The sequence below is a fragment of the Aeromonas sp. 130281 genome, assembly GCF_056642115.1.
The window spans coordinates 1,198,419-1,211,254 of record NZ_JBWVQS010000001.1 but is presented as its reverse complement, the minus strand read 5'-3'; the positions used below and the strand labels follow the sequence as shown (position 1 = coordinate 1,211,254).

Sequence of the window (12,836 nt, the reverse complement as noted above, 5' to 3'; positions counted from 1 at the left end):
GCAGAGCCACCACCTCAGGCGCCATTATGTCAGATTGGCTGGGGTACTAGGATTCGAACCTAGGAATGGCGAGATCAAAACCCGCTGCCTTACCGCTTGGCGATACCCCAATCACTGACTTGTTGCAAAGTGACGAAGAGTGGTGATATGTTCTCGCCCTTGGCGACAAACCCATCCCAGCCTTCCGGCACCCTTGCCAACACCTTCCGAGCAGCCACTTCGTCTTCAAATTGAGCAAAGACGCAGGCGCCAGTGCCCGTCATTCTTGACGGCGCGTATTCTAGCAACCAGCCGAGCGCATTGGCAACCTCGGGGTGGCGCTTTTTCACCAGCAATTCGCAATCGTTTTTCCACACCCCTTCCAGCAGGTTGTGCAATGTCATCCTGGGGGTGTCGCGGGGCAGCTCGGGATCCTGAAACACCGCCGCCGTTGCCACATGGCAATCGGGCTTGAGCACCAGATACCAGGCGCTCGGCAGCTCCACCGGTTGCAGCTTCTCGCCGACCCCTTCTGCAAACGCGGCCCGGCCGCGCACGAACACAGGCACGTCGGCCCCCAGCTGCACGCCGAGCTGCGCCAGCTCCTCTTCGCAAAGCCCCGCCTGCCAGAGATGATTCAGCGCCACCAGCGTGGTGGCGGCGTCAGACGAGCCGCCGCCGATGCCGCCCCCCATGGGCAACACCTTCTCCAGCCGGATATGGGCCCCCATCGGGCTTGGCAGCCTGGCCTGCAACAGGCGGGCGGCACGGATGATGAGGTTCTGTTCATCCGGCACCCCGGGGATGGCCGGGCTCAGGGTGAGCAGGTCGGTATTGGCGAGCGGCTCGAATTCCAGCCAGTCGCCGTGATCGAGGAAGATGAACAGGGTCTGCAGCTCGTGGTAGCCGTCGGGACGGCGGCCGTTGACGTGCAGGAAGAGGTTGAGCTTGGCCGGTGCCGGCCAGCGGATCGGCGCCTGCCGGATGGTATCCTGCATCATGGCGCCAGGGTCCATTGGTTGATCTGCAACTTGAGGCGGCTGCCCTGGCCCGTCATGGTCAGCAGGTGGGGCAGCCGGTAGTTGTCCTGATCCCGGTAGTCCCCATAGACGATCTGCCACTGACCGTCGCGCACCGAGGCCAGGCTGGCGTCGGGGTTGAGCTCGAATTCGGCCTGGCCCGGCAGCCCCTTGATCCACTCCGGCAACCCGGCGACCGGAATATTCCAGCCGGTGAGTTGATAGACGAGTGTCTCGGCATCCTGGCTCTGATGCACCTTGCCCTCGTTGTCGGTCAGGGTGATCTCCCCCTTGCTGCGGGAGAGTTCCAGGATATGGGTGCCGATGAGGCTGGTGAGGTTGAGGCGATAGTCATCGCCGTTCTGCTGCCAGTTGAGGCGGGCGCTGCCCTTCTGGCGCGCCGTGATGATGGCCATCTTGCCCGACAGCTCCCAGTGGGTCAGCTGTTCGAGACGGGCCCGTTCCTGCTGCCAGTTGACCTGATCCCGCTGGGGTTGAGTGGTGGTACAGCCGGCCAGTACCAGCAGGCAGGCGAGGGAGAAGATACGCAACAACAAGGTCGTGCTCCGGATAAGAGATTTGCCACAGTATAAGGGGCGGCCGTATTGCTTTTAAAGACTTACCCTTTCTCGTACAATTGTCGGCCTTCATACCCTGTGCACGAAACGATCATCACCCACCCATGAGTCTGCTTGCCCTCGGAATCAACCACAACACCGCCAGTGTCGCCTTGCGGGAACGGGTCGCATTTGGCCCGGACTGCATCGATCGCGCCTTGCGTGAGCTGGTGGAGCAGCCCGGCGTCAGCGAGGCGGTGATCGTCTCCACCTGCAATCGCACCGAGCTGTACTGCAGTCTGGAGCAAGGGCAGGGGGAGCAGGTGCTGAGCTGGCTGCAGCGGTTCCACGCGCTGGAGGCGAGCGAGGTGCTCTCCGCCATCTACCGCCACCAGGACGAGGAGGCGGTGCGCCACCTGATGCGGGTGGCCTGCGGGCTGGACTCCCTGGTGCTGGGAGAGCCGCAGATCCTGGGGCAGATCAAGCAGTCCTACGCCCACGCCCAGCAGGCGGAAGCGGTGAAGGGCTCGCTGGAGCGCCTGTTCCAGAAATCCTTCTCGGTGGCGAAACGGGTGCGTACCGACACCGAGATCGGCGCCAGTGCGGTCTCGGTGGCCTTCGCCGCCGTGAGCCTGGCCCGCCGCATCTTCTCCGATCTCTCCCAGACCAAGGTGCTGCTGGTGGGGGCGGGCGAGACCATAGAGCTCGTCGCTCGGCATCTGCGCGAGCAGAGCGTCACCCAGATGATGGTGGCGAACCGCACCCTGCAGCGGGCCCAGCTGCTGGCCGAGGAGTTCGGCGCCCAGGTGATGACCCTCGAAGAGATCCCGGACTACCTGCACGAGGCGGACATCGTCATCAGCTCCACCGCCAGCCCCCTGCCCATCATCGGCAAGGGCATGGTGGAGCGCGCCCTCAAGGCCCGCCGCTTCAGGCCCATGTTCCTGGTGGACATCGCCGTGCCCCGCGACATCGAAGCCGAGGTGGACGAGCTCTCCGACGCCTATCTCTACACGGTGGACGATCTGCAGGGCATCATCGAGCAGAACCTCGAGACCCGCAAGCGGGCGGCCGCCGAGGCCGAGCTCATCGTGCAGGAAGAGCGCGACGACTTCATGGGCTGGTATCGCAGCCAGCACTCTGTGGATCTCATTCGCGATTACCGCCACCAAGCCCAGCAGGTGGCGGATGAAGAGTTGCAGCGTGCCCTGCTGGCCCTGCAACAGGGCGAGAATGCCGAGCAGGCGCTCAAGGCCCTGGCCCACCGCCTCACCAACAAGTTGATCCACGCACCGACCCAGGCCCTGCGCCAGGCCGCCGCCCAGGGGGACAGCCACAAGCTGTCCCAGCTGCGCCAGGTGCTGGGATTGTCACAAGAGTCATAGTTTGGGGGTGGCCAGCCGGCTGCCCCTCCTCCATCGAGAACACAAGATTTATGAACCCGTCATTGATCAGAAAGCTGGAAGGCCTCATCGAGCGCCACGAAGAAGTACAGGCCCTGCTCGGGGAGCCCGGGGTCGCCTCGGATCAGGACAGATACCGTGCCCTGACTCGGGAATATGCCCAGCTCGAAGACATAGTGCACGCCTTCCAGCGCTTCCGGCAGGCCGAGGAGAACCTCGAGACCACCAAGATGATGCTGGAAGAGGATGACGCCGACCTGCGCGAGATGGCGCAGGAGGAGCTGCCGCTCGCCAAGGCGACCTTCGAGGAGCAGGAGCAGGCGCTGCAGGTGATGCTGCTGCCGCGGGATCCCAAGGATGACAACAACTGCTATCTCGAGATCCGTGCCGGCGCCGGTGGCGATGAGGCGGCCATCTTCGCGGGGGATCTGTTCCGCATGTACTCCCGTTACGCCGAACGTCAGGGCTGGCGCGTCTCCATCGTCAGCTGCAACGACGGCGAGCACGGTGGCTACAAGGAGGTGATTGCCAAGGTGGACGGCGAGCACGTCTACGGCCGCCTCAAGTTCGAGTCCGGTGGTCACCGGGTGCAGCGGGTACCCGAGACCGAATCCCAGGGCCGGGTGCACACCTCCGCCTGTACCGTGGCCGTGCTGCCGGAAGTGCCGGAAGCCGAACAGATCGAGATCAACCCCTCAGAGCTGAAGATCGACACCTTCCGCGCCTCCGGGGCCGGTGGTCAGCACGTCAACAAGACCGACTCCGCCATCCGCATCACCCACCTGCCCACCGGGCTGGTGGTGGAGTGCCAGGATGAGCGCTCCCAGCACAAGAACCGCGCCAAGGCGATGTCGGTGCTCTCCGCCCGCCTGCAGGCGGCCGAGGACGAGCGTCACCGTGCCGCCGAGCAGAGCACCCGCCGCAACCTGGTGGGCTCTGGGGATCGCTCCGAGCGCATCCGCACCTACAACTACCCCCAGGGTCGCCTCTCCGAGCACCGCATCAACCTCACTCTCTATCGGCTGGGGGAGATCCTCGAAGGGGATCTGGATTGCGTCATCACGCCCCTGGTGCAGGAATACCAGGCGGATCAGCTCGCCTCCCTGGCCGAGAGCAACTAATGCCCATGCAGATCCAGCAGGCTCGTGCCCACATCATGGCGACCCTGGCCTCTGGGGAATCCCCCCGTGCCGATGCCGATGCGCTGCTCTGCCATCTGCTGGGGTGCCGGCGCAGCTACCTGATGACCTGGCCGGAGCGCGAGCTCGATGCCGACCAGCAGGCCACCCTGCAAGGGTGGCTTGACCGTCGGCTGGCCGGTGAACCCATAGCCCACCTCATCGGCGAGCGGGAGTTCTGGTCCCTGCCGCTGAAGGTGAGCCCGGCCACCCTGATCCCGCGCCCCGACACCGAGGTGCTGGTGGAGCAGGCGCTGGCGCGCTTGCCGGCCGGCCCCTGTGCCCTGCTGGATCTGGGCACCGGCACCGGCGCCATCGCGCTGGCGCTCAAGTCCGAGCGGCCCGATGCCGATGTATGGGCGGTGGATCGGATGCCGGACGCCGCCGCCCTGGCCCGCGCCAACAGCGCGGCTCTGGGGTTGCCCATCGAAGTGCGGGACGGCAGCTGGTTCGCGCCCCTGGCGGATGCACCGCGTTTTGCGATGATCGTCTCCAATCCGCCCTATATCGACGGGGCGGATCCCCATCTCGACGAGGGGGACGTGCGTTTCGAGCCGCGCTCCGCCCTGGTGGCGGACGAGCAGGGGCTGGCGGACATTCGCCTGATAGTCGCCGGTGCCCCCGCCCATCTGTGCCCGGGGGGCTGGCTCCTGCTGGAGCACGGCTGGGAGCAGGGAGCCGCGGTGCGTCAGCTTCTGCTGCAACAGGGCTACTGCCAGGTGGAAACCGTGCGGGATTATGGGGATAACGAGCGGGTGACCCTGGGTCGTCTGGCGCCGTGATGATGACGGGCGGAACTGTCCGCCCCTGTGCAAGGAAATCATATGTATGTTGCTCTCAAGCATCTGCACCTCACCCTGATAGTCGGGGCCGTGCTGATGTTTATCCTGCGCTTCTATTGGCTGCAGACCGGTTCGAGCCGTGCCGGCAGCGCTCGTACCCTGACGTTGAGCGGCTGGCTCAATGGCCTGGTGGTGCTCTCCGGCGTGCTGCTGTGCATGGTGCTGGATCTCAATCCCCTCAACAACGGGATCCCCTGGCTCAGCGAGAAGCTGAGCGCAGTGCTGGCGGTGGCCTTCCTCGGCATGATGGCGCTGCGCCTGGCGCGCAGCAACAGCATCCGCTGGTTTGCCTTCCTGGGCGCCCTGGGGTGGATCTTCTTTATCGCCAAGCTGGCGGTGCAAAAGCAGGCCAACCTGTTCGGTTAGGGATGACGACGATGATACGTGTGGATGAGTGGACCGACTTCGAGGCCCACGACCTGGCCGAACTGGCGCTGTCGGTGAGCGACGAGATCCTGGGCCATGGCGGCGCGGGAGAGGCCGAGCTGGCCCGCCTCGATAGCTGGCTGGACGAAGCCATAGTCGAAGGGGACTGTGACGAGGTGCGCCGTCAGCTGTTGCAGGGCTTCTACCAGACCCTGGGGTTTCGGGGCGACTGGCAGGATTACTTCTCTGCCGCCAACTGCGACCTGAACCAGGTGCTGGTGCAGCGCAAGGGCATACCGGTGAGCCTTGGCATCCTCATCATCCAGCTGGGTCGCAAGATTGGCCTGGATGTGGAGGGGATCTGCTTCCCGGGCCATTTCCTGGTGAGCTTCGCCGGCCTGGAGGGGGAGGTCTATGTGGACCCCTTCAACGGGGACGAGCTGAGCCTGCACCGCATCGAGCTGCTGCTGCGCGGGGCCCTCGGCAACCTGGCAACCCTGAGCGACGACCATTTGCAGCCTGCGGGGCAGTGGGAGATCATCGAACGCCTGCTCAACGTCAGCAAGGGTGCCCTGCTGCGGGAGGAGCGCATGGCCGAGGCGCTGCGCACCAGCGAGCTGCTGCTGCGCATGAAGCCCGGCGATCCGCTGGAGACGCGGGATAGGGGCTTCATCTACGAGCAGCTCGACTGCCCCCGTTTCGCCGCCGACGATTTTGAATACTTTATTGAACAATGCCCGGACGATCCTGTGGCCGACGTGCTGAAAACCCAGCTGGCCAGCCTGGATCTTAGCCCCAAGCCCCTCCATTGAGGGCCTCTGGGGAAGCCCTTTCACTTAAGGATGCTGAGATGGAACAGAAGAATATCAAGATCAACGCGATCGACGTCGCCAACGACAAGCCCTTCGTGCTGTTCGGTGGCATGAACGTGCTGGAATCCCGCGACATGGCGATGGCGGTGTGCGAGAAGTACGTGGAAGTGACCAGCAAGCTGGGCATACCATTCGTGTTCAAGGCGAGCTGGGACAAGGCGAACCGCTCCTCCATCCACTCCTACCGCGGCCCGGGTCTGGAAGAGGGGATGAAGATCTTCCAGGAGCTCAAGGCGACCTTCGGCATGCCGGTCATTTCCGATCTGCACGAACCCCATCAGGCCAAGCCGGTGGCGGAAGTGGTGGATGTCATCCAGCTGCCCGCCTTCCTGGCGCGCCAGACCGATCTGGTGGAGGCCATGGCCCGCACCGGCAACGTCATCAACATCAAGAAGCCGCAGTTCCTGAGCCCGAGCCAGATGAAGAACATCACCGACAAGTTCGAGGAGTGCGGCAACGATCGCCTGATCCTGTGCGAGCGCGGTGCCAACTTCGGCTACGACAACCTGGTGGTGGACATGCTAGGCCTGGGCGTAATGAAGAAGAGCACCGGCGGCTACCCCGTCATCTTCGACGTGACCCACTCCCTGCAGTGCCGCGACCCGCTGGGTGCAGCCTCCGGTGGTCGCCGCGAGCAGGTGACCGAGCTGGCCCGTGCCGGCATGGCGGTCGGTCTGGCGGGTCTCTTTATCGAATCCCACCCGGATCCCAAGATCGCCCGCTGCGACGGCCCGAGCGCCCTGCCGCTGGAGAAGCTGGAAGGCTTCCTCAAGCAGATGAAGGCCATCGACGATCTCATCAAGGGCTTCGAGCCCCTGGATACCTCCGTCTGATCCAGCACGCCGGTTGAGTGATGCCAAATGCCCCGCCATGCGGGGCATTTTCTTATCCAACATGTTTTCATTGGGCGCCCAAATACATCACCGGCCAAACATATCAAGGTTGCCGTGGTGTTAATGATGTTAAATATATTGTGTGATTAATGTCTCTTAATTGCTTCTTATAACGTGTGAAAGTGGCGCCGTTGCGATGACGAAATAGCATGACGCCGGCGAGAGAAGGATATTTTCTCGTGACGGCTCCCTGCATGCCTATTTCTGCCATATGAGCTGTCAATTAATTAACAGGACGTTAATCATGCACAAGAAAGTATTCAGCAGCCTTTATTTCCAGGTGTTGCTTGCGATCACCCTGGGGGTATTTCTGGGACATGTCTATCCCGACCTAGGGGCTGAAATGAAGCCGCTGGGTGATGGCTTCGTGAAATTAATCAAGATGATCATTGCCCCCGTTATTTTCTGCACCGTGGTGACCGGCATCGCCGGCATGGAGAGCATGAAGGCGGTGGGGAAAACCGGTGCCATCGCGCTGCTCTACTTTGAAGTGGTGAGCACCATAGCCCTGGTCATCGGGCTGTGCGTGGTCAACCTGCTGCAACCCGGGGTCGGCATGAACGTGGATCCCGCCACGCTGGATGCCAGCGCCATCTCGGCCTATGCCGAGCAAGCCAAGTCCCAGGGCATCATCGCCTTCCTGCTTGACGTGATCCCGGGCAGCGTGATCGGCGCCTTTGCCAGCGGCAACATTCTTCAGGTGTTGCTGTTTGCGGTGCTGTTTGGCTTCTCCCTGCATCATATCGGCGAGAAGGGGAAACTGGTCTTCAATATGATAGACAGCTTCTCCCAGGTTATTTTCGGCATCATCAACATGATCATGAAATTGGCACCGGTTGGCGCCTTTGGTGCCATAGCGTTTACCATAGGGAAATATGGTATCGGCTCCCTGGTCCAGCTCGGTCAGTTAATTGCCTGCTTCTATGTGACCTGTCTGCTTTTCATCTTCATGGTGCTGGGCAGCATTGCCAGGGCAAATGGTTTCAGCATAGTGCGCTTTATTTCCTACATCCGGGAAGAGCTGCTGATCGTGCTGGGCACCTCCTCTTCCGAATCCGTATTGCCGCGCATGCTGGTGAAGATGGAGGCGCTCGGCTGCAAGAAGTCGGTGGTGGGCCTGGTGATCCCGACCGGTTACTCCTTCAACCTGGATGGCACCTCCATCTACTTGACCATGGCGGCCGTCTTCATCGCCCAGGCGACCAATACGCCGCTGGATCTGTTCCAGCAGCTCACTCTGCTGGTGGTGCTGCTCATCTCCTCCAAGGGGGCGGCCGGGGTCACCGGCAGCGGCTTCATCGTGCTGGCGGCCACCATCTCGGCGGTGGGGCACCTGCCGCTCGCCGGACTGGCGCTGATCCTGGGGATAGATCGCTTCATGTCCGAGGCGCGGGCCCTGACCAACCTCATCGGCAACGGTGTGGCGACCCTGGTGGTGGCGCGCTACTGCGATCAGCTCGACGAGCAGAAGATGAACGAGGTGCTCGCCAACCCGGTCAAGGGGCTGAAGGTCGACCAGCACGGATAGCCGGCAGGCGCGGCCTGCGAGGCGAGGATGGGCAGGCACAGTGGCTTGCCCATAAAAAAACGGCCCGTTTGGGCCGTTTTTCATGGTGCAGATGACCGCAGAGAGACTTACAGGCTCTGGGTGAAGGTGCGGGTGACCACATCACGCTGCTGTTCCGGGGTCAGGGCGTTGAAACGCACTGCGTAGCCGGACACGCGGATGGTGAGCTGCGGGTATTTCTCCGGATTGGCGATGGCGTCTTCCAGGGTCTCGCGGCGCAGCACGTTGACGTTCAGGTGTTGACCACCCTCGACCACGGGTTCGGTCTGGACCGGCAGTTCACGGTATTCGAACTGGCCCAGATCGGACAGTGCGACTTCCTGATCGGCGACGAAGCTGTCGCCCTTGGCGCAGATGCAGCGAGCCTGCTGCTTCTCTTCATCCAGCAGCCAGAAAGAGTTCAGCAGTGCGGCGTTGGCGGACTGGGTGATTTGGATGCCCTTGATCATGGTATGACTCCTCATAGGAAAACGGATTCAACGGTAAGCACATTACCCTGATGTTTTTAAACCACCTTGGTGACGGGATGATTTAACGGGGCCTTGCCTTACACCTTTACTTCGTTGGGGTCATATATATCACGATGGTAATAATACGAAAATTGATCTAAATCAATAAATGCGCGATTTGCGCGCGAGAAAAGGGATTAATTCATTGAGATTAATCAAAAAGAGATCATTTTTATGATTCCGTAAGATATATGAATTATGCATTTTTTATTGGGTATATCTAGTAATTTAACTACACCTTTAGCCGTTATTCTCTTTATAAGGTCAGGGCTGGCGTCTTATCAGGTCAGGGGGGGACGCCGCTGGATGGCCGGGGGAGCGGCCGCCAGGGCGCCGATGGCTGAAGCCATCGACCGTCATCTCGATAGCCAGGGTGGCAAGGTGGAAGGGGACATGGGGATGCAGGTGCGGCCATCTCCTTGAGCCGAGTCGCGGTTGCGTCTTGCTGCCCGGCCCCCTATCCTGAGCCCCTTGCGGCATTCATCGAGGATATCGGGGTGCCAGAGGCAGTGGATTCACAGAGAGAGGAGACTGGCGTGCTGACCTGGAAGGACGTGATCGGTTCTGAGAAAGAGCAGGACTATTTCAAGGCAACCCTGGCGACCGTCAGGGAGGAGCGGGAAGCGGGCAAGGTGATCTACCCCCCGGCCACCGAGGTGTTCAATGCCTTCAAGCTGACCGAGCTGGACAGTGTCAAGGTGGTGATCCTGGGGCAAGACCCCTATCACGGGCCGAGCCAGGCGCACGGCCTCTGCTTCTCCGTGCTGCCCGGGGTGCGCACGCCCCCCTCCCTGGTCAACATCTACAAGGAGATGCAGCGGGATCTGCCGGGTTTTGTCACACCCGGTCACGGTTATCTGGAGTCCTGGGCCACCCAGGGGGTGCTGCTGCTCAATACGGTGCTGACGGTGCAGGCGGGCATGGCCCACTCCCATGCCCACCTGGGCTGGGAGACCTTTACCGACAGGGTCATAGAGCGGATCAACTCCCACTGCCAGGGGGTGGTCTTCCTGCTGTGGGGAGCCCATGCCCAGAAGAAGGGGCGCTTCATCGACAGGCAGCGTCACCATGTGCTGACGGCTCCCCATCCCAGCCCATTGTCCGCTCACCGCGGCTTCATCGGCTGCGGCCACTTCTCCGAGGCAAACCGCCTGCTGGTGCAGCAGGGGATGAGCCCCATCGACTGGTTCTCGGTCTGCCATGACCAGCCCGTGCCGGCCTGACCGTCTTCCCGCCTCTGCGAGTGGCCAGGGCACGCAGGCTTGCCCGCTGGTCTGCACCGCCGGGGCGGGGATTGTCTGCAACTGATTTGATTGAGTGCAAAGTTCGGGTATTAAATGACCGTATACTCGAGACAGTCTCTTTTTCAATTCAGCGCAAGGAGTGCTCATGTTATCCAGTCTCCATAAGGACCACCTCAACATCGCCAGGCTGTTGACGCTGCTCAAGCACAAGCTGGCAGCCATCCGCAATGAGCAGCCGGTGAGCTATTTCCTGCTCCGGGACGTGGTGGACTACTTGCGGGAGGTCTCCGACAAGTTCCATCACCCCAAGGAAGACATGATCTATGACTACTACCTGAAGTACAGGGTGGTGGAGGGGGAGGTCGCCAACCGGCTGCATGAGGAGCACGCCCGCCTGCTGGTGGCCGGCACCGAGCTCAAGGAGATGGTGGAGATGATACTGATGGACGCCGTCATTCCGCTTGAGCAGTTCACCGCCAAGCTGGAGCAGTTCATCGAGCAGCAGGAGGCCCACATGAACTATGAGGAAGGGGTCATCTTCCCCCATCTGCGTGACTCCCTGACCGAGGATGACTGGCGCCACCTGGAGCAGCTCTGGCAGAACAGGGCCATCAATGATCCCCTGTTCGGGGCCGAGGTGAGCCAACACTTCCAGGCGCTGGCCAAGCAGCTCTCGCTGCCCCCCTCATCCTGAAATGGCAGGCGGACCAAAAAACGACGCCCCGGCTTGGCCGGGGCGTCTTGTTTTACTGTGTCGGCGGGTCTGTGCCGTCATCGGCGACACCGGCGACGCTACAGCTCCAGTTCTTCCGAACCTTCATAGGCGATGTCGATGGCTTGCAGCTCCTTCTGCAGGCGGTGCTTGTCTTTGAGCGCCTCTATCTCACGCCATTTACGTTTCTTTCCCGTTGTCCCGCGGCTACGTGAACCCAGCTCAACGACCTCGTCAAAATCGAAGTTGAACATGTCCATGGCTCCCTCCTTGGTTTTATGGTTTTCACCATTCGTATAACACGACGCATTTGAAAATAAAACGTTTTTATGACCAGGTTGTGACAATCGGGAGGGTGGATAAAAAAAACCGGGCTGCCCTGTCGGGAGCCCGGTTTTATCGGCGCAACCCCCCTTGTGGAGGGGCTGGCCGAGATGGCTTAGGCCGTCTTTTTACAGGCGGCTGGCCAGCATGGTTTCCAGCTTGCCCTGATCGACGGCGAACATGCGGATGCCTTCGCCCAGCTTCTCGTGAGCCATGGCGTCCTGGTTCAGTTCCCAGCGGAACTGCGCTTCGGTCATCGGAGTCGGTTTGGCCTTGCGCTCGCCGGTGTAGTCCAGTTTGCGAACCACGGCGCCTTCGGTCTTGCTCAGCTCTTCCAGCAGGGCAGGGCCTATGGTCAGGCGGTCACAGCCGGCCAGCTCCAGGATCTCGCCGGTGTTGCGGAAGCTCGCACCCATCACCACGGTCGGGTAGTCGTGCTGCTTGTAGTAGTTGTAGATGGCGGTGACGGAGACCACGCCCGGATCTTCGCTCGCGGTGTAGTCACGGTTGTGCTTGGCCTTGTACCAGTCGAGGATGCGGCCTACGAACGGGGAGATCAGGAAGGCACCGGCTTCGGCACAGGCACGGGCCTGGGCGAAGGAGAACAGCAGGGTCAGGTTGCACTGGATGCCCTCTTTCTCCAGCACTTCGGCGGCACGGATCCCTTCCCAGGTGGAGGCCAGCTTGATCAGGATGCGATCGTTGCTGATGCCGGCTTCGTTGTAGAGGCGGATCAGCTTGCGGGCCTTGGCGATGCTGGCGTCGGTGTCGAAGGAGAGACGGGCATCCACCTCGGTGGAGATGCGGCCCGGAACGATTTTCAGGATTTCCAGACCTATGTTGACCGCCAGCTTGTCGCCCGCGTCGATGATTTGCTGTGCCTTGTCCTGGCTCTGGGACTTGGCCCAGTTGATGGCGTCTTCGATCAGAGCCGCGTACTCGGGGATCTCGGATGCCTTCAACACCAGGGAGGGGTTGGTGGTGGCATCGATGGGCTGGTAGCGCTTGATGGCTTCGATGTCGCCGGTGTCGGCAACTACCGTGGTCAGGGCTTTCAGCTGGGTTAATTTATCGGCCATAGCAAATATCATCTCTATATGAGGGAGCAATCCCAGGGGTTGCGGGCGTGAGACGGCCGTTCTGAAATAAAATTACAAAATCCCGGCGACTCAGGCTCAGAAAAGCACGATGGGGGTGGCCCATCGCCACTGCCTGCCTAATTAATACGGATGTGGCACTTCCTGCAATAGGGAGCCTTGTACGTGAATCATCCAGGTGGCGGGAAGGGGGGGAGTGACAGGAGGAAAGTGTCTGATAAAAAACGACTTTTGCTTATCTTTTGGCAACGCCCGCCGGCCGGCACAAAAGCAA

General features: G+C 61.4%; 14 protein-coding genes and 1 tRNA gene. 9 read left to right on the top strand and 6 right to left on the bottom strand.

Annotated elements, in window-relative coordinates; genetic code table 11:
- Positions 1-35: 35 nt before the first annotated feature.
- The 3 genes from AC1IN8_RS05385 to lolB form a co-directional block, all read right to left on the bottom strand.
- Positions 36-110: transfer RNA gene (locus AC1IN8_RS05385), tRNA-Gln, on the bottom strand.
- A complete protein-coding gene (gene ispE / locus AC1IN8_RS05380; protein ID WP_479758302.1) occupies positions 90-980 on the bottom strand; it encodes a 4-(cytidine 5'-diphospho)-2-C-methyl-D-erythritol kinase in 891 nt (296 codons plus the stop codon). The genes AC1IN8_RS05385 and ispE overlap by 21 nt, the downstream gene beginning before the upstream one ends.
- The gene (lolB, locus tag AC1IN8_RS05375; RefSeq protein ID WP_202046447.1) at positions 977-1,555 is read right to left on the bottom strand and encodes a lipoprotein insertase outer membrane protein LolB; all 579 of its coding nucleotides are present in this window, start codon (positions 1,553-1,555) and stop codon (positions 977-979) included. Before lolB ends, ispE begins: the two co-directional genes overlap by 4 nt.
- Before the next feature lie 125 nt (positions 1,556-1,680).
- On the opposite strand from lolB, the gene hemA reads away from it, so the two are divergent.
- The 7 genes from hemA (at position 1,681) to AC1IN8_RS05340 (ending at position 8,637) form a co-directional block, all read left to right on the top strand.
- Positions 1,681-2,940, top strand: coding sequence for a glutamyl-tRNA reductase (gene hemA, locus AC1IN8_RS05370; protein WP_139435633.1), 1,260 nt, complete (start codon positions 1,681-1,683; stop codon positions 2,938-2,940).
- Between the two features lie 50 nt (positions 2,941-2,990).
- Positions 2,991-4,079 (top strand): peptide chain release factor 1, encoded by a 1,089-nt coding sequence (prfA, locus tag AC1IN8_RS05365; protein ID WP_041205238.1) that lies wholly within the window; start codon positions 2,991-2,993, stop codon positions 4,077-4,079.
- A gap of 5 nt (positions 4,080-4,084) precedes the next feature.
- The gene (prmC, locus tag AC1IN8_RS05360) at positions 4,085-4,918 is read left to right on the top strand and encodes a peptide chain release factor N(5)-glutamine methyltransferase (protein WP_429109526.1); all 834 of its coding nucleotides are present in this window, start codon (positions 4,085-4,087) and stop codon (positions 4,916-4,918) included.
- A 42-nt stretch (positions 4,919-4,960) separates the two neighbouring features.
- Positions 4,961-5,344, top strand: a complete 384-nt coding sequence (locus AC1IN8_RS05355; RefSeq protein WP_265435833.1) for a SirB2 family protein — start codon at positions 4,961-4,963, stop codon at positions 5,342-5,344.
- Positions 5,345-5,355: 11 nt separating this feature from the next.
- Positions 5,356-6,156 (top strand): SirB1 family protein, encoded by an 801-nt coding sequence (locus tag AC1IN8_RS05350; protein WP_139435629.1) that lies wholly within the window; start codon positions 5,356-5,358, stop codon positions 6,154-6,156.
- 38 nt (positions 6,157-6,194) lie between these two features.
- Positions 6,195-7,049, top strand: coding sequence for a 3-deoxy-8-phosphooctulonate synthase (gene kdsA, locus AC1IN8_RS05345; protein WP_319912771.1), 855 nt, complete (start codon positions 6,195-6,197; stop codon positions 7,047-7,049).
- 304 nt (positions 7,050-7,353) lie between these two features.
- Complete coding sequence (locus AC1IN8_RS05340) at positions 7,354-8,637, top strand: dicarboxylate/amino acid:cation symporter (RefSeq protein ID WP_479758299.1); 1,284 nt, start codon at positions 7,354-7,356, stop codon at positions 8,635-8,637.
- A 107-nt stretch (positions 8,638-8,744) separates the two neighbouring features.
- Here AC1IN8_RS05340 and grcA read toward each other — a convergent pair whose 3' ends face one another.
- On the bottom strand, positions 8,745-9,125 hold the full coding sequence (gene grcA, locus AC1IN8_RS05335; protein ID WP_025326187.1) for an autonomous glycyl radical cofactor GrcA: 381 nt from the start codon (positions 9,123-9,125) through the stop codon (positions 8,745-8,747).
- 596 nt (positions 9,126-9,721) lie between these two features.
- Here grcA and ung point away from each other — a divergent pair.
- The gene (ung, locus tag AC1IN8_RS05330; protein WP_319912773.1) at positions 9,722-10,408 is read left to right on the top strand and encodes a uracil-DNA glycosylase; all 687 of its coding nucleotides are present in this window, start codon (positions 9,722-9,724) and stop codon (positions 10,406-10,408) included.
- A gap of 166 nt (positions 10,409-10,574) precedes the next feature.
- A complete protein-coding gene (locus AC1IN8_RS05325) occupies positions 10,575-11,123 on the top strand; it encodes a hemerythrin domain-containing protein (protein ID WP_202046443.1) in 549 nt (182 codons plus the stop codon).
- A 98-nt stretch (positions 11,124-11,221) separates the two neighbouring features.
- Here AC1IN8_RS05325 and AC1IN8_RS05320 read toward each other — a convergent pair whose 3' ends face one another.
- A complete protein-coding gene (locus tag AC1IN8_RS05320; RefSeq protein ID WP_025326190.1) occupies positions 11,222-11,401 on the bottom strand; it encodes a DUF3545 family protein in 180 nt (59 codons plus the stop codon).
- Positions 11,402-11,593: 192 nt separating this feature from the next.
- Complete coding sequence (gene tal / locus AC1IN8_RS05315) at positions 11,594-12,544, bottom strand: transaldolase (protein ID WP_319912774.1); 951 nt, start codon at positions 12,542-12,544, stop codon at positions 11,594-11,596.
- Positions 12,545-12,836 lie beyond the last annotated feature (292 nt).